27 protein-coding genes are annotated in these 26,408 nt (G+C 72.3%); 17 read left to right on the forward strand and 10 right to left on the reverse strand.

From position 1 onward, the window contains the following. Positions 1-21 precede the first annotated feature (21 nt). Genes OG435_RS07910 through OG435_RS07920 form a run of 3 tightly spaced genes read right to left on the reverse strand, consistent with a single transcriptional unit; the run spans position 22 to position 2,364 of the window. Positions 22-1,743, reverse strand: coding sequence for an urease subunit alpha (locus OG435_RS07910; protein ID WP_266876109.1), 1,722 nt, complete (start codon positions 1,741-1,743; stop codon positions 22-24). Continuing rightward, positions 1,736-2,047, reverse strand: a complete 312-nt coding sequence (locus tag OG435_RS07915) for an urease subunit beta (protein ID WP_266876110.1) — start codon at positions 2,045-2,047, stop codon at positions 1,736-1,738. The genes OG435_RS07910 and OG435_RS07915 overlap by 8 nt, the downstream gene beginning before the upstream one ends. Before the next feature lie 14 nt (positions 2,048-2,061). Continuing rightward, positions 2,062-2,364, reverse strand: coding sequence for an urease subunit gamma (locus tag OG435_RS07920; protein ID WP_266876111.1), 303 nt, complete (start codon positions 2,362-2,364; stop codon positions 2,062-2,064). A 304-nt stretch (positions 2,365-2,668) separates the two neighbouring features. Here OG435_RS07920 and OG435_RS07925 point away from each other — a divergent pair, with 304 nt between their 5' ends. After that, a complete protein-coding gene (locus OG435_RS07925) occupies positions 2,669-3,058 on the forward strand; it encodes a VOC family protein (RefSeq protein WP_266876112.1) in 390 nt (129 codons plus the stop codon). Between the two features lie 25 nt (positions 3,059-3,083). Here OG435_RS07925 and OG435_RS07930 read toward each other — a convergent pair whose 3' ends face one another. Then, complete coding sequence (locus OG435_RS07930) at positions 3,084-3,536, reverse strand: ATP-binding protein (protein ID WP_266876113.1); 453 nt, start codon at positions 3,534-3,536, stop codon at positions 3,084-3,086. Between the two features lie 197 nt (positions 3,537-3,733). Here OG435_RS07930 and OG435_RS07935 point away from each other — a divergent pair, with 197 nt between their 5' ends. Both OG435_RS07935 and OG435_RS07940 read left to right on the forward strand, forming a co-directional pair. Continuing rightward, positions 3,734-4,621 carry a helix-turn-helix domain-containing protein gene (locus OG435_RS07935; RefSeq protein WP_266876114.1) on the forward strand — a complete coding sequence of 296 codons (888 nt, stop codon included), beginning with the start codon at positions 3,734-3,736 and terminating at the stop codon, positions 4,619-4,621. 12 nt (positions 4,622-4,633) lie between these two features. Further along, entirely contained in the window at positions 4,634-4,855 is a 222-nt protein-coding gene (locus tag OG435_RS07940; protein WP_266876115.1) for a DUF397 domain-containing protein, read from the forward strand. Positions 4,856-4,951: 96 nt separating this feature from the next. Here the strand turns inward: OG435_RS07940 and OG435_RS07945 are convergent, their stop codons facing one another. Beyond that, entirely contained in the window at positions 4,952-6,127 is a 1,176-nt protein-coding gene (locus tag OG435_RS07945) for an 8-amino-7-oxononanoate synthase (protein ID WP_266876116.1), read from the reverse strand. A gap of 157 nt (positions 6,128-6,284) precedes the next feature. Here OG435_RS07945 and bioB point away from each other — a divergent pair, with 157 nt between their 5' ends. From bioB to OG435_RS07970, 5 genes are all read left to right on the forward strand, one after another. After that, positions 6,285-7,529 (forward strand): biotin synthase BioB, encoded by a 1,245-nt coding sequence (bioB, locus tag OG435_RS07950; RefSeq protein ID WP_266881571.1) that lies wholly within the window; start codon positions 6,285-6,287, stop codon positions 7,527-7,529. A gap of 242 nt (positions 7,530-7,771) precedes the next feature. Then, positions 7,772-8,998, forward strand: a complete 1,227-nt coding sequence (locus OG435_RS07955) for an IS110 family transposase (RefSeq protein WP_266875563.1) — start codon at positions 7,772-7,774, stop codon at positions 8,996-8,998. A 16-nt stretch (positions 8,999-9,014) separates the two neighbouring features. Then, a complete protein-coding gene (locus OG435_RS07960) occupies positions 9,015-10,346 on the forward strand; it encodes an adenosylmethionine--8-amino-7-oxononanoate transaminase (protein WP_266876117.1) in 1,332 nt (443 codons plus the stop codon). 1 nt (position 10,347) lies between these two features. Continuing rightward, positions 10,348-11,049: a dethiobiotin synthase gene (bioD, locus tag OG435_RS07965; protein WP_266876118.1), complete on the forward strand. Its 702-nt coding sequence runs from the start codon at positions 10,348-10,350 to the stop codon at positions 11,047-11,049. A gap of 153 nt (positions 11,050-11,202) precedes the next feature. Beyond that, complete coding sequence (locus tag OG435_RS07970) at positions 11,203-12,069, forward strand: DMT family transporter (RefSeq protein ID WP_266876119.1); 867 nt, start codon at positions 11,203-11,205, stop codon at positions 12,067-12,069. Between the two features lie 650 nt (positions 12,070-12,719). On the opposite strand, the gene OG435_RS07975 is transcribed toward OG435_RS07970, so the two are convergent. Together OG435_RS07975 and OG435_RS07980 are read right to left on the reverse strand one after the other, a co-directional pair. Further along, a complete protein-coding gene (locus OG435_RS07975; protein ID WP_266876120.1) occupies positions 12,720-13,373 on the reverse strand; it encodes a hypothetical protein in 654 nt (217 codons plus the stop codon). Beyond that, entirely contained in the window at positions 13,370-13,801 is a 432-nt protein-coding gene (locus OG435_RS07980) for a GNAT family N-acetyltransferase (RefSeq protein WP_266876121.1), read from the reverse strand. Before OG435_RS07980 ends, OG435_RS07975 begins: the two co-directional genes overlap by 4 nt. Before the next feature lie 354 nt (positions 13,802-14,155). Here OG435_RS07980 and OG435_RS07985 point away from each other — a divergent pair, with 354 nt between their 5' ends. The 6 genes from OG435_RS07985 to OG435_RS08010 all read left to right on the forward strand — a co-directional run bounded on the left by OG435_RS07985 (position 14,156) and on the right by OG435_RS08010 (position 20,189). Further along, positions 14,156-15,496 (forward strand): hemolysin family protein, encoded by a 1,341-nt coding sequence (locus tag OG435_RS07985; protein ID WP_266876122.1) that lies wholly within the window; start codon positions 14,156-14,158, stop codon positions 15,494-15,496. Further along, positions 15,493-16,512: a hemolysin family protein gene (locus OG435_RS07990; RefSeq protein ID WP_266876123.1), complete on the forward strand. Its 1,020-nt coding sequence runs from the start codon at positions 15,493-15,495 to the stop codon at positions 16,510-16,512. Before OG435_RS07985 ends, OG435_RS07990 begins: the two co-directional genes overlap by 4 nt. Before the next feature lie 82 nt (positions 16,513-16,594). Next, the gene (locus OG435_RS07995) at positions 16,595-17,386 is read left to right on the forward strand and encodes an SGNH/GDSL hydrolase family protein (RefSeq protein ID WP_266876124.1); all 792 of its coding nucleotides are present in this window, start codon (positions 16,595-16,597) and stop codon (positions 17,384-17,386) included. Between the two features lie 119 nt (positions 17,387-17,505). After that, complete coding sequence (purB, locus tag OG435_RS08000; RefSeq protein WP_266876125.1) at positions 17,506-18,939, forward strand: adenylosuccinate lyase; 1,434 nt, start codon at positions 17,506-17,508, stop codon at positions 18,937-18,939. After that, positions 18,936-19,496, forward strand: a complete 561-nt coding sequence (gene mug / locus OG435_RS08005; RefSeq protein ID WP_266881572.1) for a G/U mismatch-specific DNA glycosylase — start codon at positions 18,936-18,938, stop codon at positions 19,494-19,496. The genes purB and mug overlap by 4 nt, the downstream gene beginning before the upstream one ends. Positions 19,497-19,538: 42 nt before the next feature. Beyond that, positions 19,539-20,189, forward strand: a complete 651-nt coding sequence (locus OG435_RS08010) for an HAD family hydrolase (RefSeq protein ID WP_266881573.1) — start codon at positions 19,539-19,541, stop codon at positions 20,187-20,189. Positions 20,190-20,226: 37 nt separating this feature from the next. On the opposite strand, the gene OG435_RS08015 is transcribed toward OG435_RS08010, so the two are convergent. Continuing rightward, positions 20,227-20,976 (reverse strand): ABC transporter permease, encoded by a 750-nt coding sequence (locus tag OG435_RS08015; protein WP_266876126.1) that lies wholly within the window; start codon positions 20,974-20,976, stop codon positions 20,227-20,229. A gap of 26 nt (positions 20,977-21,002) precedes the next feature. After that, positions 21,003-21,914 (reverse strand): ABC transporter ATP-binding protein, encoded by a 912-nt coding sequence (locus OG435_RS08020; protein ID WP_266876127.1) that lies wholly within the window; start codon positions 21,912-21,914, stop codon positions 21,003-21,005. A 108-nt stretch (positions 21,915-22,022) separates the two neighbouring features. Between OG435_RS08020 and OG435_RS08025 the strand changes: the two genes are divergently transcribed. The 3 genes from OG435_RS08025 to OG435_RS08035 all read left to right on the forward strand — a co-directional run bounded on the left by OG435_RS08025 (position 22,023) and on the right by OG435_RS08035 (position 25,141). Further along, positions 22,023-23,216 (forward strand): sensor histidine kinase, encoded by a 1,194-nt coding sequence (locus OG435_RS08025; RefSeq protein ID WP_266876128.1) that lies wholly within the window; start codon positions 22,023-22,025, stop codon positions 23,214-23,216. A 4-nt stretch (positions 23,217-23,220) separates the two neighbouring features. Further along, a complete protein-coding gene (locus tag OG435_RS08030) occupies positions 23,221-23,871 on the forward strand; it encodes a response regulator (RefSeq protein WP_266876129.1) in 651 nt (216 codons plus the stop codon). Between the two features lie 112 nt (positions 23,872-23,983). Continuing rightward, the gene (locus OG435_RS08035) at positions 23,984-25,141 is read left to right on the forward strand and encodes an ROK family transcriptional regulator (protein WP_266876130.1); all 1,158 of its coding nucleotides are present in this window, start codon (positions 23,984-23,986) and stop codon (positions 25,139-25,141) included. Between the two features lie 276 nt (positions 25,142-25,417). Here OG435_RS08035 and OG435_RS08040 read toward each other — a convergent pair whose 3' ends face one another. Next, complete coding sequence (locus OG435_RS08040) at positions 25,418-26,176, reverse strand: GntR family transcriptional regulator (RefSeq protein ID WP_266876131.1); 759 nt, start codon at positions 26,174-26,176, stop codon at positions 25,418-25,420. Positions 26,177-26,408: the final 232 nt, after the last annotated feature.

Below are 26,408 nucleotides of genomic sequence, written 5' to 3' on the forward strand. Positions count from 1 at the left end.
CTCCCCTCAGAAGAGGCCCCATCAGAAAAGGAAGTAGCGTTGGGCCATGGGGAGTTCCGCCGCCGGGGTCGGTTCCACGACCTCTCCGTCGATGGTGACGGTGAAGGTGTCGGCGTCGACTTCCACCCGCGGCATGGCGTCGTTGTTGCGCATGTCCGCCTTCGTCACCTTGCGGGTGCTCTCGATGGCGACGAACTCCTTGCCGAGCCCGAGGCGTTCGGGCAGTCCGTCGTCGAGGGCCGCCTGGGAGGTGAAGTTGACCGAGTTGAGCCCGGGGGCCCGCCCGTACGCCCCGAACATCGGGCGCGGCAGGACCGGCTGCGGGGTGGGGATGGAGGCGTTGGCATCGCCCATCTGCGCGTAGGCGATCTGGCCTCCCTTGATGACCAGTTCGGGCTTGACCCCGAAGAAGGCGGGCTTCCACAGCACCAGGTCGGCCAGCTTGCCGGTCTCGACGGAGCCGATCTCGCGGGCCAGGCCCTGGGCGACGGCGGGGTTGATCGTGTACTTGGCGACGTAGCGCCGGGCCCGGTGGTTGTCGGCGGGGCCGTCTCCGGGGAGGGAACCCCGGCGCTTCTTCATCACGTGGGCCGTCTGCCAGGTGCGCAGGACGACCTCGCCGACGCGGCCCATGGCCTGGGCGTCGGAGGAGATGATCGAGATGGCTCCGAGGTCGTGCAGGACGTCCTCGGCGGCGATGGTGGAGGGGCGGATCCGGGACTCGGCGAAGGCCAGGTCCTCGGGGACGGCCGGGTTGAGGTGGTGGCAGACCATCAGCATGTCGAGGTGTTCCTCGACGGTGTTGACGGTGTGCGGCCGGGTCGGATTCGTGGAGCTGGGCAGGATGTTCGGCTCGGAGACCACGGTGATGATGTCGGGGGCGTGCCCACCTCCGGCGCCTTCGGTGTGGTACGAGTGGATGGTGCGGCCGCCGATGGCGGCGAGGGTGTCGGCGACGAACCCGGCCTCGTTGAGGGTGTCGGTGTGGATGGCGGCCTGGGCGCCGGTCTCCTCGCAGACGGTGAGGCAGGCATCGATGACGGCGGGGGTGGATCCCCAGTCCTCGTGGAGCTTGAATCCGATTGCTCCGCCGCGCAGTTGGGAGTACATGCCCTCGCGGGACATGGTGTTGCCCTTGCCGAGCAGGCCGATGTTGACGGGGTGGGCCTCCAGCGCGGCGAACATCCGGGCCAGGTGCCAGGGCCCGGGGGTGACGGTGGTGGCCTTGGTGCCCTCGGCGGGGCCGGTGCCGCCGCCGACGAGGGTGGTGACGCCGGAGGCGAGGGCCTCGTCGATCACGGTCGGGGAGATGAAGTGCACGTGGGCGTCGACGGCTCCGGCAGTGAGGATCTTCCCGTTGCCGGCGATGATCTCGGTCTCGGGGCCGATCACCAGCGCCCGGTCGACGCCGTCCATGGTGTCGGGGTTGCCGGCCTTGCCGATGCCGCAGATCCGGCCGTCGCGGATGCCCACGTCGGCCTTGACGATGCCCCAGTGGTCGAGGATCACCACTCCGGTGATGACGGTGTCGGCGGCCCCTTCGGCGCGGGTGGTGCGGGCCTGCCCCATGGATTCACGGATGACCTTGCCGCCGCCGAAGACGGCCTCGTCGCCGGCCCGGCCGGGGCCGCCGGCGAGGTCCTGCTCGATCTCGACGAAGAGGTCCGTGTCGGCGAGGCGGATGCGGTCGCCCGTGGTGGGCCCGAAGAGGTCGGCGTAGACCTGGCGCGATATCTCAGCCATCGAGCGGCCCTCCGGTCTCCCCGCGCAGTCCGGGCACGGTGCGCAGCCCGGCCAGCGGCACGAGGGCCACGGCGACCGGGATGCCCGGCTCGAAGCGGACCGCGGTGCCGGCGGCGATGTCGAGGCGCAGTCCGCGGGCGGCCGTACGGTCGAAGTCGAGGCCGGGGTTGGCCTCGGCGAAGTGGTAGTGCGAGCCGACCTGGACGGGCCGGTCGGCGGCGTTGAGCACGGTGATTCGGGTGACGGGCCGGCCTTCGTTGAGGCGCACCGGGCCGTCCCCGTAGGCGATTTCGCCGGGGATCATGCGGGTACTCGCTCTCAGACGATGGGGTCGTGGACGGTGACGAGCTTGGTGCCGTCCGGGAAGGTCGCCTCGACCTGGACGTCGTGGATCATCTCGGGTATCCCCTCCATGACCTCCTCGCGGGAGAGCACGGTGCGCCCGGAGGCCATGAGCTCGGCCACCGTCCGCCCGTCGCGGGCCCCTTCGAGGATGTGTGCGGTGATCAGGGCTATCACCTCGGGATGGTTGAGGAGCACGCCCCGCGCCTTGCGTCTCTCGGCCACGTCGGCGGCCACGTGGATGAGCAGTCTCTCCTGCTCGTGGGGGGTCAGCTGCACAGCAATCACCAAGCTTCCGGGACATGATCAACATTGCGCCGAGCCGACCTTACGGGCCGTCAACACTTTGTTGACCTGCGCATATCCGAGCCAACCGCGTCTTGCCCAACACAGGGAAAGGCTTTCCGTCCCGCCCACCGCCGCTTTGCCGGCGCATGGGTGACCATTGACGGAAGGAACGTGGCCGCCACGCTAGGGGCCGTGTTTTTCCGCTGAGTTAACCCACGTTTCGAGCAGGTACCCGGTTCAACTCCGGGCGTCGCACAGCCCGGTTCCGTATACGGAGCCGTCCACGAGGAGCAGCATGTTCGCGAACCCCGTCCACCACATCACCTTCGACGCGCAGGAGCCGTACGCACTGGCCCGGTTCTGGTCCGAGGTCACCGGCTGGCCCATTCACCCGGACGACCTGGCGGATGACCCCGAGATCTCTCTGGTGCCGGGGCAGCCGGGGGTGACCGGACTGCTGTTCATCCGGGTACCGGAGGGCAAGTCCGCGAAGAACCGCGTCCACTTGGACATCCAGCCGACCAACGGCACGCGCGACGAGAACGTGGAGCGGCTGATCGCGCTCGGCGCGAAGCTCCAGGGCGACCACCGCAGGGAGGACGGCAGCGGCTGGGTCACTCTGACCGACCCGGAGGGCAACGAACTGTGCATAGAGCGCAGTGCGGCGGAGCGCGCCGGGGCCTGATCCGGCGATCGCCGGAGCGGGTCGGTCAACAGCCCGCGCGCGTCCCCGCCGGGGCGCCGGCCCCCGCCCAGGGCAGGGCGATCCACACGGTCTTGCCCCCGTCCTCGGTCGGGCTGACCGAGAGCCGGCCGCCCGCCTCCGCGGCGAGCCAGCGGATGATGACCATGCCCCGGCCGTTGTCCTGCTGGACGGCGGCCGGGAGCCGCTTGGGCCAGCGCGGGTGGCTGTCGGTGACCCCGATGCGCAGCCACTCCTCGCGCTCCAGGCGGATGTCCACGGTGAAGGTCGGTGACTGGCCGAAGGTGTGCTGCACGGAGTTGGTGGCCAGTTCCGAGACGATGAGCCGGATGCTGTCCGCGGCTTCGGTCTCCTCGGACAGTCCCCACTCACCCAGCACCTCCGCGACGTAGCGGCGGGCGGCCGCGACCGAGGCGGGATCGCTCGGCAGAGTGACGGATGCTTCCAGGTGATCTGCCATGGCGACGGTCCCTTTCCCACCGGGGCGAAGCCGCCCCGGATCTGTGCTGGACGCCAGAGTGCCACCCATCGTCCCGTCGTTTCCGCAGATCCCTCAAGATATGCATATATCTGTCGCTCGATGCGGTGAACTCTGCTACGGAAGAGCGTATTTGGACGGCAGACTGGTGCGACCTGTGCCGGTGGAAGGAGGCGGGTGTGCAGCACGGTCCCGCAGTGCGTCGGCGCAAGCTCGGCGAGGAACTGCGTGCCCTTCGCGACCGGTCCGGACTCACCAGTGGTGAGGCGGCCCGGCTGGCGGGGTGGCACCAGTCGAAGATCAGTCGTATCGAGACGGGGCGCAGCGGCGTCAAGGTGGAGGACATCCGGATCCTGCTCGACGTCTACGGGGAAGACGTGGTGAGCGCACAGCAGCGCGCCCTACTGGAGGCCCTGTCGGCCTCGGCGGCGGGGCCCGCCCCGGACGCCGACACCGGGCGCGGGCGCCAGTGGTGGCACGACTACCAGGGGCTGCTGCCGCAGGAGTACCGGGACTTCATCAGCCTGGAGGCGGGCGCCCGCTCGGCCCGCACCGTCGAACTGTCGGTGGTGCCGGGGCTGCTGCAGACCCCCGAGTACGCGCGCGCCGTGACCCGGGCCACGCTGGGCGGGCTGCCGGAGCCGAAGGTGGACGCGCTGGTCGACGTACGGCTGGCGCGTCAGTCCGTGCTGCGGGCCGATCCGCCGCTTGAGCTGAGCGCGGTGCTGGACGAGGCGGTGCTGCGGCGCACGATCGGCGGGGCGGGGGTGATGGAGGAACAGTTGAGGCACCTGGTGCAGGTGGCGCGTTTGCCCCAAGTACGGCTTCAGGTACTGCCGTTCAGCGTGGGGGGACATCTCGGCCTGACAGGACCGTTCGTCATCTTCTCATTTCCGAACATCGCCGATCTGGATGTGGTGGTACTCGACCATTTGACGAGTAGCCTCTATCTGGAGCGGAAGGAAGACCTTGAGGCGTACAGCGCCGCGTTCCGCACCATCCAGGCGCACGCCCTCCCGCCCCGCGATTCGTCGGATCTCATCAGCGCCCTCGCTGACGACGCGTAAGGAGGCACCCCCGTGTCCGCAACCCCCTTATCCACAGGCGGACTTCTGAACAGCGCGCGGTGGCGGCGAAGCAGCCGCAGCACCGGAATGAACAACTGTGTGGAAACGGCCGTCCTCAGCGGCGGCCTGCTCGCCGTCCGCGATTCCAAGCGGACGGACGGCCCGGCGGTGCTCTTCACCGGGCCGGCCTGGGACGGCTTCCTCGTCTCCGTCCGCGCGGATCTCGGGACGTAGGACGTAGGGACGCAAGACACGCAAGACCTGCACGACCTGCACGACCTGCACGACCTGCACGATGCGCAAGAACCCGAGCGCCCGTAACGGCTCCGCTCAGCGGTCCGTGGCTCCGGCCGGAGCGGTCTGAAGGATCGTCTCCACCGCACGGCTGATCTCGACCCCCGTGAGATCCGCCCGCGCGGTCAGTCGCAGCCGGGAGATGCCGTCCGGCACCGACGGCGGCCGGAAGCACCCCACGGACAGACCTGCCCCGCGGCAGTCGGCGGCCCAGCGCAGTGCCGCCGACGCCGACGGGGCCCGTACCGACACCACGGCCGCGTCCGGCCGGGCCGCGGTCAGGCCGGACGCGGTGAGCCGCCCGTACAGTTCGGCGGCCACCGCGCGGGCGCGGTCCGCGCGCTCCGGTTCCCGCTCCAGCAGGCGCAGGGCCGCCAGTGCGGCGCCGGTCGCGGCCGGGGCCAGCCCGGTGTCGAAGATGAAGGTCCGCGCCGTGTTGACCAGGTGCCGGATCACCTTCGCCGGGCCGAGCACCGCACCGCCCTGGCTGCCCAGGGACTTCGAGAGGGTCAGCGTCGCGACCACCCCGGGAGCCCCGGCGAGCCCGGCGGCGTGCAGCGCCCCCCGCCCGCCCTCGCCCAGTACCCCGAGGCCGTGCGCGTCGTCCACGAGCAGGGCCGCGCCCTCGGCCCGGCACGCCTCGGCGTGGGCCGCGAGCGGGGCGGCGTCCCCGTCGACGGAGAACACCGAGTCGGTGACCAGCAGCGCCCGGCCCTGGTGGGCGGCGAGGGTCTTGCGGGCGGCCTCCGGGTCGGAGTGCGGGACGACGGCGGTGTCGGCGCGCGAGAGCCGGCAGCCGTCCACGATCGAGGCGTGGTTGCCCGCGTCCGAGACCACCAGGGTGCCCCGGTCGCTGAGCGCGGTGACGGCGGCCAGGTTCGCCGCGTACCCGGAGGAGAGGACCAGCGCCGCCTCGAACCCGCAGAAGGCGGCGAGCTCCCGCTCCAGTTCGGCGTGCAGTTCGGTGGTGCCGGTGACCAGCCGCGATCCGGTGGCCCCCGCGCCCCAGCGCTCGGCGGCCTCGCGCGCCCCCCGTACGGTCTCCGGGTGCCGGGAGAGCCCGAGGTAGTCGTTGCTCGCCAGGTCCAGGAGCGGGGAGGCCGCCGGACGCGGACGCAGCGTCCGGACGAGTCCGGCCTGCTCCCTGGCCCGCTCCGCGTCGTCGATCCAGGAGAAGACGTCCACGGGGGCGGGGGTGTGCTGGTGCGGCATCGACGGTCCTCGGGTTTTTGTCGGCAGTCCACAGACCTGCCCGACCCTAACCGCCCGTGACCCCTGCGTCAGGTGTGGCGATACACACACCTTCTTCCGGCCATGTTGTTCGATCTCTCCTTGGCCGGGAGTGCCCGTGTGGGACAGGATCGGCATCATGGACCTGCTGAACACCCTCGTGGACAAGGGGCTGCGGCGTGAGCTGCCGACCCGCGAAGAGGCACTCGCCGTGCTGGCGACCTCTGACGACGAACTGCTCGACGTGGTGGCCGCGGCCGGCAAGGTGCGCCGACAGTGGTTCGGACGCCGGGTCAAGCTGAACTACCTGGTCAACCTGAAGTCGGGGCTCTGCCCCGAGGACTGCTCGTACTGTTCCCAGCGCCTGGGATCGAAGGCCGAGATCCTCAAGTACACGTGGCTGAAGCCCGAGGAGGCCTCCCAGGCCGCCGCCGCGGGCGTCGCGGGCGGGGCCAAGCGGGTCTGTCTGGTGGCGAGCGGCCGCGGTCCGACGGACCGCGACGTGGACCGGGTCGGCAAGACGATCGCGGCCATCAAGGAGGCGAACGAGGGCGTCGAGGTGTGCGCCTGCCTCGGTCTGCTCTCGGACGGCCAGGCCGAGCGCCTGAAGGACGCGGGCGCGGATGCCTACAACCACAACCTGAACACTTCCGAGGCCACGTACGGCCAGATCACCAAGACCCACACCTACGCGGACCGGGTCGACACGGTGCAGAAGGCGCACGCCGCCGGCCTGTCGGCCTGCTCGGGCCTGATCGCGGGCATGGGCGAGAGCGACGAGGACCTCGTCGACGTCGTCTACGCGCTGCGCGAGCTCGACAGCGACTCGGTCCCGGTCAACTTCCTGATCCCCTTCGAGGGCACCCCGCTCGCCAAGGAGTGGAACCTCACCCCGCAGCGCGCCCTGCGCATCCTCGCGATGGTCCGCTTCGTCTGCCCCGACGTCGAGGTCCGCATCGCGGGAGGCCGCGAGGTGCACCTGCGCACCCTGCAGCCGCTGGCGCTGCACATCGCGAACTCGATCTTCCTCGGCGACTACCTGACCAGCGAGGGCCAGGCCGGACAGGCCGACCTCGAGATGATCGCGGACGCCGGTTTCGAGGTGGAGGGCGCCGGTACGACGACCCTTCCCGCGCACCGCTCCGACATCGCGGCGGCGGCCACCGCCACCGGCGGCTGCGGTTCGAAGGGCTCCGGCGCCTCGGTCTGCGGCTCCTCCGCCACGGACGAGGCGGCCGGCTGCGGTTCGGCGTGCGGCGGCTGCTCGGGTCACGCCGGGCACGAGGCCCCCGTACCGGTCCAGGCGGAGGCCGGTGACGTCCGCTCCGACCTGGTGGCGGTCCGCCGTCGCGGTGCGGGAACGGATCTCGCGCCCAATGCCTAATGGGACGTATCGGGTCGTAGAGACTTGATGTTGTAGCCGCCAGCAGGTGAGCACTTCCGATGCCGGAGCCGTTCGAGTTCTGTGGTCAGACCGTGCCCCTGCTGGTCGGCCGGGAGGCCATGACCGCTGATGGGATGGCGTGCCCGCCCACGGGCGTGAGCACTGGATCCATTAGGCCGCGTGCCGTGCCTTCCGCAGGCTGCTGTGCAACTGAACGAACGGATACGAGCGGGAGAGAACTGTTGCTGCTGATCGGTGACGACTGGGCCGAAGACCATCACGATGTCGAGGTCCAGGACGGGACGGGCCGCAAGCTGGCCGTCGCGACCCTGCCCGAGGGGGTGGAGGGCATCGCGAAACTGCACGCGCTCATCGCGAAGTACGGTGGCGCGGATGTGGACTCCGCCGAGGTGGTGGTGGGGATCGAGACCGATCGCGGCCCGTGGGTGCAGGCCCTGATCGCCTCCGGCTACCAGGTGTTCGCGATCAACCCGAGGCAGGTCAACCGGTTCAAGGAACGCTACGGAACCTCCGGCGCCAAGAGCGATAAAGGCGATGCGCACGCGCTGGCAGACATGGTCCGTATCGACCGTGACCAGTTGCGGCCCGTCGCTGGAGACAGCGAGCAGGCCCAGGCCGTGAAGGTCGTCGCCCGTGCCCACCAGACACTGATCTGGGAACGCACCCGCACCTTCCAGCGGCTGCGCAATACGCTGCGCGAGTACTTCCCCGCGGCCCTGGACGCCTACGCCGACTTGGCGCTGACCAGCACGGACGCACTGGAGCTGCTGATCAAGGCGCCCACGCCCGCCACCGCGGCGAAGCTGACGCGCCCCCAGATCACCGCGGTCCTGACCCGCCACCGCCGGCACAACCGGCCCCAGAAAGCCGCCACGATCCAGACCGCGCTGCGAGAAGAACACCTCGGTCTGCCCGAACCGGTGACCGCCGCCTACGCGGCCGCCGCGACAGCCCACGCGCGCCTGCTGATCAGTCTGAACGAGCAGATAGCCGAGCTCGAAAGGCAGGTGAAGGCACATTTTCTTGAGCACCCGGACGCTGAGATCTACCTCTCGATGCCCGGCATCGCGGAGATCACCGGCGCCCGGGTGCTCGCCGAGTTCGGGGACGACCCCACCCGCTACGACAACGCGAAGGCCCGCAAGAACTACGCCGGGACCAGCCCTATCACCCGGGCCTCCGGCAAGAGCCACACCGTCCAGGCCCGCTACGTCCGCAACAACCGCCTCGCCTCGGCCCTGCAACTCCAGGCGTTCTCCGCGCTGAACACCTCACCCGGCGCCCGCCGCTACTACGACAAGCAGCGCGCCCGCGACGCCGGCTACAACCCTGCCCTCCGCCAGGTCGGAAACCGCCTCGTCGGCATCCTCCACGGATGCCTCAAAACCCGCACCCACTACGACGAAGCAACCGCCTGGTCACACCACGCCCAGCTCTATCCCTCTTGACATGAAACGGCATGGGATGTCTGACCAGCACCACGCGCAGCACTCGCCCGACGCGCTGCCGGCCGCCGAGCTCCTCGCGCTGGACCGGCAGCACGTCTGGCACCCGTACGGCCCGATGCCCGGGCGGCAGGAGCCGCTCGTCGTCGCCTCCGCCTCGGGGGTCCGCCTCCGGCTGGCCGAGCCCTCGCAGGGGCACGACGAGCTGGTCGACGGCATGTCCTCCTGGTGGTCGGCGATCCACGGGTACAACCACCCGGCACTGAACGAGGCGGTCACCGGCCAGCTCGGCCGGATGTCGCACGTGATGTTCGGCGGGCTCACCCACGAGCCCGCCGTCCGGCTGGCCGCGAAGCTCGTCGAGCTCACCCCGGCCGGCCTGGAGCACGTCTTCCTCGCCGACTCGGGCTCGGTCTCCGTCGAGGTCGCGGTGAAGATGTGCCTGCAGTACTGGCGTTCGGTGGGGCGCCCCGAGAAGAGCCGCCTCCTGACCTGGCGGGGCGGCTACCACGGGGACACCTGGCAGCCGATGGCCGTCTGCGACCCCGAGGGCGGCATGCACGAGCTGTGGTCGGGCATCCTCCCGCGCCAGCTCTTCGCGGACGCCCCGCCGAGCGGCTTCTCCGCTCCCCTGGACGAGTCCTACGTCGCCCACCTGCGCTATATGCTCTCCGCGCACCGGGACGAACTGGCGGCCGTGATCGTGGAGCCGGTGGTCCAGGGCGCGGGCGGCATGCGCTTCCACAACCCGGGCTACCTCCGGGTGCTGCGGGACCTGTGCGACGAGTTCGACGTCCTGCTCATCCTGGACGAGATCGCCACCGGCTTCGGCCGTACGGGCGCGCTGTTCGCGGCGGACCACGCCGGGATCACCCCCGACGTGATGTGCCTGGGCAAGGCGCTGACCGGCGGCTACCTCACCCTCGCCGCCACGCTCTGCACGGAGCGGGTCGCGGACGGCATCTCGCGGGGCGAGGTCCCGGTGCTGGCCCACGGGCCGACCTTCATGGGCAACCCGCTGGCCACCGCGGTGGCCCTGGCCTCCATCGACCTGCTGCTCGGCCAGGACTGGCAGGGCGAGGTCAAGCGCATCGAGGCCGCCCTGCTGGAGGGCCTGGCCCCGGCCGCGGAGCTGCCGGGCGTCCAGGAGGTACGGGTCCAGGGCGCGATCGGCGTCATCCAGCTCGACCACCCGGTCGACATGGCCCGCGCCACGGCGGCGGCGGTCCGGGAGGGCGTGTGGCTGCGCCCGTTCCGGGACCTGATCTACACGATGCCGCCGTTCGTGGCGGGCGACGCCGACCTGGCCCGCATCTGTCGGGCCGTGGTCGCGGCAGCGAGGGAGGCCTGAGATGGCGGTACTGATGGTCTCGGGGACGGGAACCGAGATCGGCAAGACGGTCGTCACCTCGGCCGTCGCGGCGGCCGCGCTCGCGGCAAACCTCTCGGTGGCCGTCCTGAAGCCGGCCCAGACGGGCGTCGGCCCGGACGAGCCCGGGGACGCGGCGGAGGTCGGCCGGCTGGCCGGCTCCGCCGTCACCACGGTCGAACTGGCCCGCTATCCGGAGCCGCTGGCCCCGGACACGGCGGCCCGGCGCTCGGGGCTCCCGACGCTCTCCCCCGAGCGGATCGCCGAGGCGGCGCGCGAGCTCGCCCTCTCCCACGACCTGGTCCTGGTCGAGGGCGCGGGCGGCCTCCTGGTCCGCTTCGACGAGGCCGGGCACACCCTCGCGGACGCGGCCCGCCTGCTCGGCGCCCCGGTGCTGATCGTGGCTCCGGCCGGTCTCGGCACCCTCAACTCCACCGCGCTGACGGCGGAGGCGCTCCGGGCCCGCGGCCTGACCTCCCCGGGCGTGGTGATCGGCAGCTGGCCGGCCGAGCCCGACCTGGCCGCCCGCTGCAACCTGGCCGACCTGCCCTCGGTCTCCGGACTCCCGCTCCTGGGCGCGGTCCCGGCCGGAGCGGGCGCCTTCGCCCCGGCGGCCTTCCGCGGCGCGGCGCCCGACTGGCTCGCCGCCCCCCTCCACGGCACCTGGTCGGCGCCCTCCGGCTGACCCCGCCGCCGCGGGCGGACCCGGGCGGCAGGGCCCCGTACGGCGTCCCGCCCGCCCCGGTCCGTGGGGCCGGACGGGGGAACGGGCGCCGCCGCACGCCCACCCGGCGGTGTCGCGACGGGCAGTGGCGCCGGGGCCGATGAGGATCGGCGCGTGGGCTTCCTCGTGCCGGTCCTCTTCGCGCTGTTCGCGGCGCTCAGCAACGCGCTCGCGACCGTGCTCCAGCGGCGGGCGGCACTCACCGTGCCGCAGAGCGACGGATTCCGCTTCGGGCTGGTGCTCGACCTGCTGCGGCAGCCGCTCTGGATCGGCGGGATCCTGGCGGTGATCGCGGCCGGTGTCGGGCAGGCCGTGGCACTGGCCACGGGCGCGCTGGCCCTCGTACAGCCCCTGTTCGTCCTGGAGCTGCCGCTCGCGCTGCTGATCGCCTCGCTGGTGACGCGGACCCGGATGCCGAGGTCGCTGTGGCTGGCCGTGGCAGGAGTGGTGGCCGGACTCGGGATCGTCCTGGTGGCCGCCTCGCCGACGGGGAACCGTACGGATGTCCCGGCCGGCCGCTGGGTCCTGGCCCTGGCGGCGTGCGCGGTCGCGGTGGCGGTGCTCGCCGTGACGGGCCTGCGGCGACGGCCCGGCCGGATGCGGGCCGGCTGCCTCGGCGCGGCCACCGCCGTCTGCTACGCGCTGACCGCCGCGCTGATGAAGTCGGCCATGCACGTCCTCGACGAACACGGCATCGGCACCTTCCTGCGCACCTGGGAGACCTACGCCTTCGCCGCGACCGGCATCTGCGCCCTCCTGTTCCTCGAACACGCCATGCAGGGCGGCCCCCTGGTCGCCTCCCAGCCCGCACTGACCCTCGGCGACGCGGGCGTCAGCGTCGCGCTGGGCGTACTCCTGTACGAGGAACAGCTCCGGGCCCACTGGTGGCTGCTGCCCCAGCTGCTGGGCCTGTCCCTGATCTGCGCCGGAGTACTCACCCTGGCCAGGCAGGACCCGGAAACCACCGCCGACACACCGTGACCCGGCGAGCGGGCGGCTGCGCCCTCGGAAGGTTCGGCGGCCTCGGCCGGACCAGCAACCGTAGCGGGGCCGACGGCCACGGCGGGGTCTGCAGGCCCGGCCACGTCAGCGGGATCGGCCGCGTCAACGGCCTTGGCCGGGTCAACGGGCTCGGCCCACCCGGCGGGATCTGCGGGCTCGGCCCGCTCGGCGGCCTCGGCAGGGTGGGGCGGGTCAGCGGCCTTGGCCGAGTCAGCAGGCTCGGCCGCGTCAACGGCCTTGGCCGGGTCAACGGGCTCGGCCCACCCGGCGGCGTCTGCAGGCTCGGCCGACTCAGCGGCCTCGGCCGGGTCAACGGACTCGGGTGGGGCGGCGGGCTCAGCCAGGTCAGCGGCCTCGGCGGGATGGTGCGGGTCTGCGGCCTTGGCCGGGGCAACGGCCTCGGCCAGGTCAGCGGCCTCGGCGGGATCGGGCGGGTCAGCGGCCTTGGCCGGGGCAGCGGGATCGGGCGGGCGGCGGACTCGGCCGGGGCAACGGGATCGGCCGAGTCACCGGCCTTGGCCGAGTCTGCGGGCTCAGCCGGGTCAGTGGCCTTGGCCGGGGCTGCGGGCTCGGGTGGGGCGGCGGTCGTCGTGGGGGCGGTGGCCCCGAGGGGTCGGCGGCGTCGCCGGTCAGTGGCCTCCGCGGGGCTCCAGGCAGCCGCCTTCGACGTACATCCCGTGGGCCTCCACGGTCACCGGCGGGCCCAGCCGGCCCGTCACGCACGGGCCGCTCTCGGGGACCGACAGGACGAACGAGACGTTCACCGCCCCGGATCCGTAGACACCCCCGCCCTCGAACCCGTACCCCAGCCCGGTCAGGACCGCGCGGAGCTCATCCGCCGAGTGCGGGGCACCCTTCGCGCCGGAGCCGCCCGTCATCGCCGCCTTGATCCGCGCGGCGTGCGCGGCGCCCCGGCAGCGGGCTCCGGGGGTGAGCGGTGCCTGCTGTTTGAAGGCGTGGTTCTCCGCGTACTTGCGCGCCTCGGGATCCGCGGGCAGCTCTCCCCCGGGGGATGCGCCGATCGCCCGTTCTCCCTCGCCCGAGCCAGCGCCCGCGCCCGCGCCCCCGCACCGCGCAGCGATCGCGGGGAACAGCTTGTCGTGGCGCGCGACCGCCGTGGCCGCCTGCGCCGCGTAGTCCACTGAGGGAGTCGCCGCAGGCGCCGACGGCTCGGCCGGGGAACCGGCGCCCGCGGCCCTCGTGCCACAGCCCGTCAGCGCGACCGCTCCGGCGGCGAGGAGCAGCGCCGCGCCACGCGTACGGGTGCGGGAGCGCGGCCTCACGGCGTCTCCACCAGCGGCTTGACCCAGCGCCGCCAGTGATCCTCTCGGTGGTAGCCGGCCGCGGCCCAGGCCCGCTGCGCGCGTTCGTTCGCTTCGAGGACCATCGCGTCACCGCGTCGGCCCCCGACGGCGACGAAGCGCCGTTCGGCCGCCTCCAGGAGCCCCGTGGCGATCCCCTGACGGCGACGGGACGGCAGTACGGCGAGCCGGTACAGGGACGCCCGCCAGCCGTCCCACCCGGCGATCACGGAGCCGACCAGGACCCCGTCGGCCTCCGCGAGGATCAGCGCTTCGGGGTCGCGGGTGACGAGCCGGGTCACGCCGTCCGCGTCGTCCGTGATCGAGGTGCCCTCTGCGGCTTCCTTCCAGAAGGCGAGAACGGCCCCGGCATCGGCCGGCACGGCGGCCCGTATGTGCAGATCGGTCATGTCCCGGAGCCAAGCACGCGCGGCCGGTGGCCCGCCACCGACTTCCGCCTGCCGAGACGTGCCGCGGGCTCGTCCGCGCCCGTCTCCCTGACGCCGGCCCGGGTGGGATGCGAGGATCGTTCACATCCGACCCCATCAGGGCCTCAGGCCCCCGGAGCCGGGCGGGTCCGCCGAAGGAATGATCCATCCACTTTGCTCTTCCTTTACCCTGTAGGCAGCTGTTCCTCTCCTCCCCTCGAACGAAAGGTGTGAGCGTCCGTCCATGGGCGAGCCTCCCAGTCCCCTCCCTTCCCGTCCGCGACAGCGCGCGACACCCCTCCTCCTGGCTGATCATGGGACGGAGGTGAAGGACCGATGACCGAAGTGCTCCTGCTCGTCGTGGCGCTGTTGCTCTGCCTTGCCTGCGGAGTCTTCGTCGCGGCCGAGTTCTCGCTGACCACCATCGAGCGCAGCGAACTGGAACGGGCCGTCGAGCGCGGCGAACGCGGCGCCGACAGCGCGCTGACCGCGGTCCGCAGCCTGACCTTCCAGCTCTCCGGCGCCCAGCTGGGCATCACCGTGACCGGCCTGGTCATCGGCATGATCTCCAAGCCCTCGATCGCCGCCCTCCTCAAGGGCCCCTTCGAGGCCATGGGACTGTCGGCCGGAGCCGCGTCCTCCACCGCGCTGATCCTCGGCACCGTGCTGTCGACCGTCGTCCTGATGGTCGTGGGCGAGCTCGTCCCCAAGAACTGGGCAATCTCCTCCCCGCTGGCCGTCGCCAAGCGGGTCGCCACGTTCCAGCGGGTCTTCAGCCGTGCCTTCAGGCCCCTCATCAGCCATCTGAACACCACGGCGAACCACATGGTGCGCCGGTTCGGCATGGAGCCCGCCGAGGAACTCGCCTCGGCACGCACCCCGCAGGAGCTGGCGGCCCTGGCCCGGCACTCCGCGCGGGCGGGCGCCCTGGAGAAGGACACCGCCGAACTGTTCATGCGGACCCTGAACCTCGCCGACCTGACCGCGGAGAACGTCATGACCCCGCGGGTCCAGGTCACCGCCCTCGACCTGCAGACCACCGCCGAGGACGTGGCGAACGCGACGCTCGCCACCGGCCTGTCCCGATTCCCGGTCTACCGGGGCAGCCTGGACAGCGTCGTCGGCACCGTCCACATCAAGGACGTACTGGCCCTGCCGGCGGAGGACCGGCACCGCACCCCGGTGTCGCAGCTGCTGCGCGAACCCCTCCTCGTACCGGAGTCGCTGACCGTGGACCGGCTGCTGGACCGGCTGTCCGGGAAGCAGACCATGGCCGTGGTCATCGACGAGTACGGCGGCACGGCCGGTGTGGCCACGCTGGAGGACATCGTCGAGGAGGTCGTCGGCGAGGTCCGCGACGAGCACGACCCGCACGAGACCCCCGACCTGGCCCCGGCCGGGGAGGACGACTCCGGTCACACCCTGTACTCGGCGGACGGCTCCGCACGCACTGACCAGCTCCAGCGGATCGGACTGCGCGTGCCGGACGGCCCGTACGAGACGCTGGCCGGTCTGATAGCGACCGAGCTGGGGCGGATCCCGGTGGTGGGCGACAGCCTGGAGCTCGACGGCTGGCGCCTGGACGTGGTGGACGCGAGTGGGCGGCGGGCCGCGCGGGTGCTGTTGCACGTGCCGGCCGAACCGACCCCCGGTGATGGTGTGGAGGAGGCCCGATGACCGTCGTCCAGTTGCTGATCGGCCTGGCGACCCTGGTCGTCAACGCCTTCTTCGTCGGTGCGGAGTTCGCCATGATCTCCGTACGGCGCAGCCAGATCGAGCCGTACGCCGAGGAGGGCGACCGCAGGGCGCGGGCCGTGTTGTGGGGCCTGGAGCACGTGTCGGCCCTCATGGCGGCGGCCCAGCTGGGCATCACCCTGTGCACCCTGGTGCTGGGTGTGGTGGCCGAGCCGGCCATCGCCCATCTGCTGACCCCCGCGTTCGACTTCTTCGGGGTGCCGTCGGGGCTGACCCACGCGATCTCCTTCGTGGTGGCGCTGGCCCTGGCCACGTACCTGCACATGCTCTTCGGCGAGATGCTGCCGAAGAACGTGGCCCTGGCCGAGCCGGTGCGGACCGCCCTGCTGCTGGGTCCGCCGTTGGTGACCCTCACCCGGGGGCTCAGGCCGGTGATCTTCGCGATCAACGCCTTCGCCAACGCCCTGCTGCGCCTGCTGCGGGTGGAGGTCAAGGACGAGGTCGCGGCGACCTTCTCGGACGACGAGCTGGCCCGGATCGTCAAGGACTCCAGCGACGCGGGACTCATCGACGACCGCGCGAGCGAGCGCCTGCACGACGCCCTGGAACTGGGGCGGCGGCCGGTGACCGACGTGGTGCTGCCCGCGGACCGGGTGGTTCCGGCCCGCGAGGGCATCACACCGGCCGGCCTGGAGCGGTTGTCGGCCGAATCCGGGTACTCCCGGTTCCCGATGATCGACGCACAGGGCCGGATCCTGGGATACCTGCACGTCAAGGACGCGCTGGACGCGCCCGAGCGGGACGAGCCCTTCCCGGTCACCGCGCTGAGGCCGATCGCGCAGGTCCGGGCGGAGACGCCGCTGGACGACGTGCTGACGGCGATGCGGCGCAGCCGTACACACCTGGCGGCGGTGCTCGCTCCGGACGGGGTCATGACCGGCCTGGTCACGATGGAGGACGTGCTGCGGGAGCTGTTCGGCCGGCCGGCGGCGACGTAGCGGCCGGAGCGTCGCCCGTCGCGCGCGGTACCCCGGCCCCGTCCGCGGGGTGGGGGTACCGCGCGGTAGCATCGCTCCCGCCATGGAGATGAATGTGCGTTACACCAGCTTCGTCGCGGTCGGCGACTCCTTCACCGAGGGCATGTCGGACCTGCTGCCCGACGGCTCCTACCGGGGCTGGGCCGATCTGCTCGCCGACCGCCTCGCCGCCCGCGAGCCGGGCTTCCGCTACGCGAACCTCGCGGTCCGCGGCAAGCTGATCGGGCAGATCGCCGGGGAGCAGGCGCCCGCGGCCGCCAAGATGGGCGCCGATGTGGTGACCCTGGTCGGCGGCCTGAACGACACCCTGCGCCCCAAGGTGGACATGGGCCGGGTGCGTGGTCACCTCGAGGAGGCCGTCGGCCTGCTGGCGCCCTCCTGCGGGACGCTGGTCCTGATGCGCTCACCGGGCCGCAACGGCCCCGTGATGGAACGGTTCCGCCCGCGCATGGAGGAGCTCTTCGTCATCATCGAGGAGCTCGCCGCGCGGCACGGCGCCCTCGTGGTCGACCTGTACGGGTCCGCCGCGCTCGGCGATCCGCGGATGTGGGACGTGGACCGGCTGCACCTGACGGCCGAAGGGCACCGCAGGGTCGCGGAGGCGGTCTGGCAGACCCTGGGCCTGCCGCCCGAGGCCGACTGGAACACCGAGCTGCCTCCCGCCGTCCCTCCGGGCTGGGCCGCGCGCCGCTCGCAGGACGTCAGCTTCGCCCGGCAGCACCTGCTCCCCTGGGTCGGCCGCCGCCTGACGGGCCGCTCCAGCGGGGACGGCCGGCCCGCCAAGCGCCCGGAACTCCTGCCGTACGAGGCTCCGGCGGCCGACCGGCCCGCATAGCCGACGGCGCCCGGGCGCACCGCCGCCCGCCCGCCCGGGCTCTCGTAGCAAGGCACAATCCCGGCCGGGTCCCCTACCTGCGTAAACGCACAGCCAGGGCCCAAGTAGAATCCCTACACGTGACTGCCAAGCCCCGCATCCCCAATGTCCTGGCCGGCCGCTACGCCTCCGCGGAGCTCGCCGTCCTGTGGTCCCCCGAGTACAAGGTGACGCTGGAGCGGCGGCTGTGGCTCGCCGTGCTCCGCGCCCAGAAGGATCTCGGCATCGAGGTCCCCGACGAGGCCCTCGCCGACTACGAGCGCGTCCTGGAGACCGTCGACCTCGCTTCCATCGCCGAGCGCGAGAAGATCACCCGGCACGACGTGAAGGCCCGGATCGAGGAGTTCAACGCCCTCGCCGGACACGAGCACGTCCACAAGGGCATGACCTCCCGCGACCTCACCGAGAACGTCGAGCAGCTCCAGATCCGGCTCTCGCTGGAACTGGTGCGGGACCGCACGGTCGCCGTCCTCGCCCGCCTCGGCAAGCTGGCCGGCGAGCACGCCGAGCTGGTCATGGCCGGCCGCTCCCACAACGTCGCCGCTCAGGCGACCACCCTGGGCAAGCGCTTCGCCACCGCCGCCGACGAGCTGCTGGTCGCGTACGGCCGCCTGGACGACCTGCTCACCCGCTACCCGCTGCGCGGCATCAAGGGCCCGGTCGGCACCTCTCAGGACATGCTCGACCTGCTGGGCGGCGACGCCGCGAAGCTGGCCGACCTCGAGCAGCGGATCGCGGCCCACCTCGGCTTCGGCCAGGCCTTCACCTCGGTCGGCCAGGTCTACCCGCGCTCGCTCGACTACGACGTGGTCACCGCCCTGGTGCAGCTGGCCGCCGCGCCCTCCTCCATCGCCAAGACGATCCGTCTGATGGCCGGTCACGAGCTGGTGACCGAGGGCTTCAAGCCCGGCCAGGTCGGCTCCTCCGCGATGCCGCACAAGATGAACACCCGCTCCTGCGAGCGCGTGAACGGCCTGATGGTCATCCTGCGCGGTTACGCCTCGATGACCGGCGAGCTGGCCGGCGACCAGTGGAACGAGGGCGACGTCTCCTGCTCCGTGGTCCGCCGGGTCGCGCTGCCCGACGCGTTCTTCGCTCTCGACGGCCTGATGGAGACCTTCCTGACGGTCCTGGACGAGTTCGGCGCCTTCCCCGCCGTCGTGGCCCGCGAACTGGACCGCTACCTCCCCTTCCTCGCCACCACCAAGGTCCTGATGGGCGCCGTGCGGGCCGGGGTCGGCCGCGAGTCCGCCCACGAGGTCATCAAGGAGCACGCGGTGGCCTCCGCCCTCGCCATGCGCGAGCAGGGTGCCGAGCGCAACGAGCTGCTGGACAAGCTGGCCGCCGACGAGCGCATGCCGCTGGACCGGGCCCAGCTGGACGCCCTGATGGCCGACAAGCTGTCCTTCACCGGCGCGGCGGGCGACCAGGTCGCCGCGGTGGTCTCGCGCATCGAGGAGATCACCAAGGAGCACCCCGAGGCCGCGGGCTACACCCCCGGGTCGATCCTCTGACCCCCGACGAGCTGAACGCCGCCCGTGACCGCGTCCTCCCGGACGTGGTCGCGGGCGGTCTTCGTGTCCTCTTCTGCGGCATCAACCCGGGCCTCCTCTCCGCCGCGACGGGCCACCACTTCGCCCGCCCGGGCAACCGCTTCTGGCCGGTCCTCCACATGTCGGGCTTCACCCCGCGTCTCCTCTCCCCCGCCGAGCAGGAGGAGTTGCTGACGTACCGCCTCGGCATCACGAACGTCGTGGCCCGCACCACGGCCCGCGCGGACGAGCTGAGCGCCGAGGAGCTGCGCGAGGGAGGCCGCGTCCTGACGGCCAAGGTGGAACTCCTGCGCCCCCAGTGGCTGGCCGTGGTCGGGGTCACCGCCTACCGCACCGCCTTCGGCGAGCGGAAGGCCCTGATCGGCCCCCAGGACCGCACCATCGGCGCCACCCGAATCTGGGCCCTGCCCAACCCCAGCGGTCTCAACGCCCACTGGACCGCCGCCTCGATGGCCCAGGAGTACGGCCGCCTCCGCACGGCCGCGGAGTCCGCCGGTCCGGCCGGCGCCGCTCCGTAGGACGCCCGCTGCCGTGGGACGGGCCCCTATCATCCGGGGATGATCATCAAGCCGATCGAACTCGTGATCTTCGACTGCGACGGGGTCCTCGTCGACAGCGAACGGATAGCCGCCCGCGTCCAAGTCGCCCTGGGCGCCGAGCTGGGCTGGCCGCTCACCGAGGCGGAGGTCGTCGAACGGTTCATCGGGCGCTCCTCCGTCTCCATCCGTGAGCAGGTCACCGACCGGCTCGGCCCCGAGGTCGCCGCCCACTGGTGGGACCGGTTCGAGGAACTCCACCGAGAGGCGGTGGACTCGGGGCTGTCCCCCGTGGAGGGGCTGCCCCAGGCGCTCGACGCGATCGACCTGCCGACCTGTGTCGCCTCCAGCGGCTCGCACGAGAAGATGCGCCACACCCTCGGCCGCACCGGCCTCTACGAGCGCTTCGCCGGCCGTATCCACAGCGCCTCCGAAGTCTCCCGCGGCAAGCCCGCCCCGGACCTCTTCCTGTACGCCGCCCGGCGGATGGGCGTGGATCCCGCCGCTTGCGCGGTCGTCGAGGACAGCCGTCCCGGCGTCCAGGCGGCCCGCGCCGCCGGAATGCGGTCCTTCGGCTACGCCGACGGGCTGACCTCCGCCGATCAGCTCGAAGGCCCGGGCACCGTCGTCTTCGACGACATGCGCCGACTCCCCGGCCTCCTCGCCGGCCACTGACCCCGCCGGGTGGCGGGGCCCCGTGACCGCTCCGGCGTCAGGCGTCCCGCCGCCGGACCGCCAGCCAGCCGCCGCCCACCGCGAGCAGCGCCCACAGGACCGTGACCCCGAGCCCGGCCCAGGGGGCGAGGCCCACCGAGGTGTCCAGCCGCATCATCATCTGGCCCGCACGGTCCGGGAAGTACTGGGCGATGCCCCCGGCCTTCGCCGCGAAGACGAACGACACGATCAGCGTGAAGGGTATGAGCAGGCTCAGGACGGCCGTCGCGCTGCGCAGCACCGCCGTCAGCCCGGCGGCCAGCAGGGCCATGAGCGCGAGGTACGCACCGCAGCCGAAGACGGCACGGTAGGTGCCCGGGCTCCCCAGCTCCAGGGTGTAGGGGCCCATGAACGCCTGTCCGCCGAGGAAGGTGGCCAGTCCGGTGAGCTGACCCACCAGGAAGGCGAGCCCGCCGATCACGGCCATCTTCGAGAGGTAGAGCCGCGCCCGGTTCGGTACCGCCGCGAGCGACGTGCGCAGGGCGCCGTTGTGGAACTCGGACGACAACGCGGTCGCGCCGAAGGCGAAGGCGGCTATCTGGCCGAAGTTGAGGCCGTAGAAGGCCGCGAGGAGCGGATCGTCCCCCATGCTGCCGGCCTCCGCGTCGCCGATCAGCGCGGCCGTCAGCGTCTGGATCCCCGCCGTCGCTCCGAAGATGGCCAGCAGCGCCCCGAAGGCGCCGCGCAGGGACCGTATCTTGATCCATTCCGAGTGCAGGACGGGGACGGTGGGCAGAGCGGTGCTCATGGGGAAGCCTCCTTGAAAGGGACGGGTCAGCGGGTGGCGGCGAACTGGGCGCTGTCCGCGGTGAGATCGAGGTAGGCCCGCTCCAGCGAGGCCCGCTCGTCGATCAGTTCCAGCATCGGGATGCCTTCGCGGGCTGCGATGACACCGAGCTGCTCGGCCTGTATGCCGTCCACGGTCCACCGCCCGCCCTCGGCGGTGACCAGTTCGAAGTCGTCCCGGGCCAGGGTGGCCCGGAGCCGGACGGGGTCCGTGGTGCGCAGCCGCACCCTCGGGGTGCTGCGGGAGTCGATGAACTCCTCCACGGAGGTGTCGGCCAGCAGCCTGCCCTGCCCGAGGACGATCAGGTGGTCGGCGAGGGCGGCGGTCTCGGTCATCAGATGGCTGGAGACGAGGACGGTGCGGCCCTCGGCGGCCAGGCCGCGCATGAGCTCGCGGATCCAGATGATGCCCTCGGGGTCGAGGCCGTTGGTGGGCTCGTCCAGGAGCAGCACTTCGGGGTCTCCGAGCAGCGCTGCCGCTATGCCGAGGCGCTGGCGCATGCCCAGGGAGAAGGTCTTGATCCGCCGCTTGGCCGCCGAGGCGATTCCGGACTGCTCCAGGACCGCCTCCACCCGGCTCGCCGGGATGCGGTTGGCGGCGGCGAGGAAGCGCAGGTGGTCCCGGGCCGTGCGGCCGCCATGCGCCGACTGTGCGTCCAGCAGGGCCCCGACCTGGTGCAGGGGGTCGGGGAGTTCGGTGTACCGCCGGCCCCCGATCGTGGCCGTACCGGAGGTGATCCGGTCCAGGCCCAGCAGCAGCCTCATCGTGGTCGACTTCCCGGCCCCGTTGGGTCCGAGGAAGCCGGTGACACGGCCGGGCATGACATCGAAGGTGAGGTGGTCCACGGCCCGGGTACGGCCGAACTCCTTGGTCAGTTCTCGGATCTCGATGCTGTTCATGTCTCAAGGTTCGCCGCCGGCCCCACCCCTCTTCCTCCCCCATGCGAGGGTTCCTTCTCCCCCACGTGGGGGAGGAGCCGCACCGCCCCGAACTGCGACGATGTGGGGATGCACCGACTGTTCCGCGCCGCGCTGCGCCCCGTGACCTACTCGCGCTGGGTGCATCTGTGCGTGCCCATCCTGATGTTGGCCGTCTGGATGTTCATCGAGCCCGCGGCTCCGTGGGTACCGCTCGTCCTCGTCATACCGATGGGGCTGCTGCCCTGGATGCGGGTGGCCGAGGGGCTCCAGGCGCAGTTCCTCCTCACCCCCGCCGAGCGCAACGCCCGGGGCGCGGCGGAGGCCGAGGAGAACAGCTTCAGCACCGTCGGGTCCCGGACGTGGAGCGACCGCTGGCGGACCCTGCTGTGGCTGGAGATACGACTCGTTGTCTCCCTGGCCACGATGATGGCCACGGTGTGGCTGCCGATGCTGACGGTCCAACTGATCACGGCCGGACTCGGCCGCAGGGTCACCGAGGACAATCTGATACCGCCCGGATTCCCGTCCTGGGCGGCCTGGCTACTGGCTCCGCTGCCGCCGGTCCTCCTGATCGTCCTCGTGGTCCTGCTCGGCGACATGATCACGGCCATCGCCCGCCGGCTGCTGGGGCCCTCGGCCGCGGAGCGGCTCACCGCCCTGGAGGTGCGGACCGAGCAGCTGCTGGAGCGCACCCGCATCGCGCGGGAGCTGCACGACTCCATCGGCCACGCGCTGACCGTGGCCGTCGTCCAGGCGGGGGCGGCGCGGGCGGCGGGCGATCCGGAGTTCACGGACCGCGCGCTGAGCGCGATCGAGGAGACGGGCCGGGCCGCTCTGGAGGACCTGGACCGGGTGCTGCGCGTCCTGCGCGAGTCCGGTCAGCGGCCGTCCCAGCGGCCGACCCTGGTGGAGGCGGACCGGCTGTTCGAGTCCGCGCGCGCCTCCGGCGCGGCCGTCGACGCGCAACTGGTCGGCCCCCTCGACCAGTTGCCGGACCCGGTGAGCCAGGAGGGGTACCGGATCCTGCAGGAGGCGCTGACCAATGTGCTGCGGCACTGCGGCCCCGTACCGGTACGGGTGAGGATCGGCATGGTCTCCGACCGGCTGGACCTGGAGGTGACCAATCCGCTGCCGGACCGGCCTTCCGTCATCACCGGCGGCGGCACCGGACTGCGCGGGATGCGGGAGCGGGCCGCACTCCTCGGCGGGAACACCGAGACCGGTCCGTACAAGGGGGGTTGGAGGGTGCGCACGCGGCTGCCGCTGGAGCGAATACGCTGACCGGATGCCGGTTACCGTACTGCTCGTCGACGACGAACCCCTGGTGCGCGCGGGTCTGCGCGCCGTCCTGGACGCCCAGCCCGACATCGAGGTGATCGGCGAGGCCGCCGACGGAGCCGCGGTGGTCCCGCTCGTGCGGCAACTGCGCCCCGACGTCGTGGCGATGGACGTGCGGATGCCGCTGCTCGACGGGATCGAGGCGACCCGGGCGGTCCTGCGGAGCGTGGACTCGCCTCCCAAGATCCTCGTGGTCACCACCTTCGAGAACGACGAGTACGTCTACCAGGCGCTGCGGGCCGGCGCGGACGGGTTCCTGCTGAAGCGGGCCCGGCCGTCGGAGATCGTGCACGCGGTCCGGCTGGTGGCGGAGGGCGAGACCCTGCTCTTCCCCCAGGCGGTCCGCTCGCTGGCCGCCGAGTACGGCAACCGGCAGGCGCGGACGGCGCTGGAGCGGGCGGCGCTGACGGAGCGCGAGGAGGCCGTGCTCCGGCTGATGGCGAAGGGGCTGACCAACATCGAGATCGCCCGTGAGCTGATCGTGGGCACGGAGACGGTGAAGTCCCACGTCAGCGCGATCCTGGCGAAGCTGGGGGCACGGGACCGGACCCAGGCGGTGATCACCGCGTACGAATCCGGGTTCGTCGCTCCCGCGTGACCGGCCCCCGAGGGGAAGGGCGGATTCCGGCCGATGGGGGGCCGCTTCTCGCCGCCGCGGCCGGTGCGCAGTACGATCCGGCTGACAAGCTCGCTCGCTGGGAGGACACACGTTGGGGCAGCTGACCGGCGGGGACCCTTCTCTGTTGCGGCGGATCAACTCCGCCGTGGTGCTGCGGGCCCTGCGTGCGGCCGAAGCGCCGACGCTCACCGACCTCACCCGGGTCACCGGTCTCTCGCGTCCCACCGTCGAGGGTGTCGTCGAAGGGCTCATCGGGACGGGCCTGGTCGTCGAGGCGGGCGCGGAGGAGGGTGCGCGGCGCCAGGGGCGCCCGGCCAGACGGTTCCGCTTCCGCGCGGAGGCGGGGCACCTGCTCGGCGTGGAGATCGGCGCGCACCGGATCGCGGTGCTGCTGTCCGGGCTGGACGGCCGGGTGATCGGCGCCGGCACCAAGGAGGTCGCCGAGACGGCCTCCGCCGACGAGCGGCTCGATCGGGTCCGCGGTGCAGTGGCCGACCTGCTGCGCCGCGCGGGCGTACCCCGGGACTCGCTGCGGGCGGTCGGTGTGGGCAGCCCCGGGATCGTGGAGGCCGACGGCACCGTCCGCCTCGGCACGGCCCTGCCCGGCTGGACCGGGCTGCCGCTCGGGGAACGGCTCCGGCGCTCGTTCCGCTGCCCGGTGCAGGTGGAGAACGACGCGAACGCCGCGGCGGTCGCCGAGCACTGGAAGGGCGCCGCGACCGACACGGACGACATGGTCTTCGTGATGGCCGGACTCAGCCCCGGAGCGGGCTCCCTGATCGGGGGCCGGCTACACCGCGGGTTCGGCGGGGCGGCCGGGGAGATCGGCGCACTGCACCTGCTGGGTCGCGAGGCCACGCCCGAGAAGCTGCTGTCGACGACCGGCGAACCGCTGCACCCGCTGGACGAGCGGGCGGTGGCGGAGGTCTTCGCGATGGCCAGGCGCGGGGACGTGGGCGCGGTGGCGGCGGTGGAGCGGTTCATCCAGCGGCTGGTCCACGACGTGGCCGCGCTGGTCCTCGCCATGGATCCGGAGCTGGTCGTGGTCGGCGGCTGGGCCGCCGGGCTGGACGGCGTACTGGATCCCCTGCGCCGGGAGCTGGAGCGGTACTGTCTGCGCCCGCCGCGCGTGGCGCTCTCCCTGCTGGGCGAGGCGGCGGTGGCCACGGGGGCGTTGCGGCTGGCGCTGGACCACGTGGAGGAAGAGCTGTTCGCGGTGGAGAAGACGGTCACCGCCCGCCGCCGCTGATCCCTTCCGGGGGTACGGATACCGGTGCCCCGGTCCAGCCTGCGGGCCGGCGCCGGCGCGTCCCTGCGGGGCGAAGTCCCCTACCCGCCCTTCCACCGTTCCCCGGGCGCTGCCCGGACCCCGGTCCTCGAACGCCGGACGGGCCGAAAAGCCCCTGGGGCTCCGCCCCGGACCCGGCGCCTCACACGCCGGCGAGGCTGGATCGACGCGGCCGCACCGAAAGAGGGGTACCGGGCTGGGCCGCCGCCCTGTGGGGCGGCCCAGATCAGCGCGCGGTCAGGACGCGACCCGCGCGTCGTGGGTGATCTGCACGTCGCCCGAGTCGCCGAAGGTCAGCCGGCAGGTGTCCGCACGGTAGGTGGCCACCGAGACGGCCGCCGTGCCCGCCGCCGTGAAGTAGCGGGTGGTGACCAGCAGGACCGGGGCGCCGGGCAGGCGGTCCAGTTCCTTGGCGTCGTCGGCACGGGCGGAGCCGAGCTCCACCGAGCGGTCCTGCCCGTCGAGGACCAGCTTCTGCAGCTCGCGCATGACGGCGCGGGCGCGGGCCGGACCGGCCGGGGCGTCGATCGCGGAGAGGCCCTGCACCGAGGAGGCCGGCACGTAGAGCAGCTCGGCCGCGAGGACCTGGCCCTGCTCTACGCGGCTGCGGCGCACGGCGAGCACCAGCTCGCCGGGGGGCGTTCCGAGGAGCTTCAGGATCGCGGAGGGCACGACGGCCTCCGCCGCGTCCACCGGCTCCCACCCGTCGACGCTCTCGCCGGGCCAGCTGTGCTGGGCACCGCCGACGTCGACGCCCACGCGCGGCGGGGCGACGGTGGTGCCGACGCCGCGGCGGCGCTGGAGGCGGCCTTCGAGCTCGAGCTGCTCCAGGGCCTGGCGCAGGGTCGCGCGGGCGACACCGAAGCGGGCGGCGAGCTCGCGCTCGTTCGGCAGGATCTCGCCCACGGCGAAGTCCTGGTCGAGCGCCTCGCTGAGGACGGTCTTGAGGTGCAAGTACTTCGGCTCCGGCACCGATTCGAGCTGCATGGTCCCCACCCTGACTCCTCCTGCAATCGCCGCACTCGCCGTGTTCCAGCGTGAGTTCCGCGCCTTTGTTTATTAAAGGTTCCTGCACTATGCCTGCGACGATAGGACCGCGCACCCCCTTGGTCAAGACCAATGCTCACCGCTTTATCGGGCAGATCGGGCATATGCATCAAGCTGTTCACGGGATGTTCGCGAGCACCGCGAAAGTCGAGCATCTTGCCCCCAGGGGCTACCGGACGGT

It is taken from the genome of Streptomyces sp. NBC_01264, assembly GCF_026340675.1.
Lineage (GTDB): Bacteria > Actinomycetota > Actinomycetes > Streptomycetales > Streptomycetaceae > Streptomyces.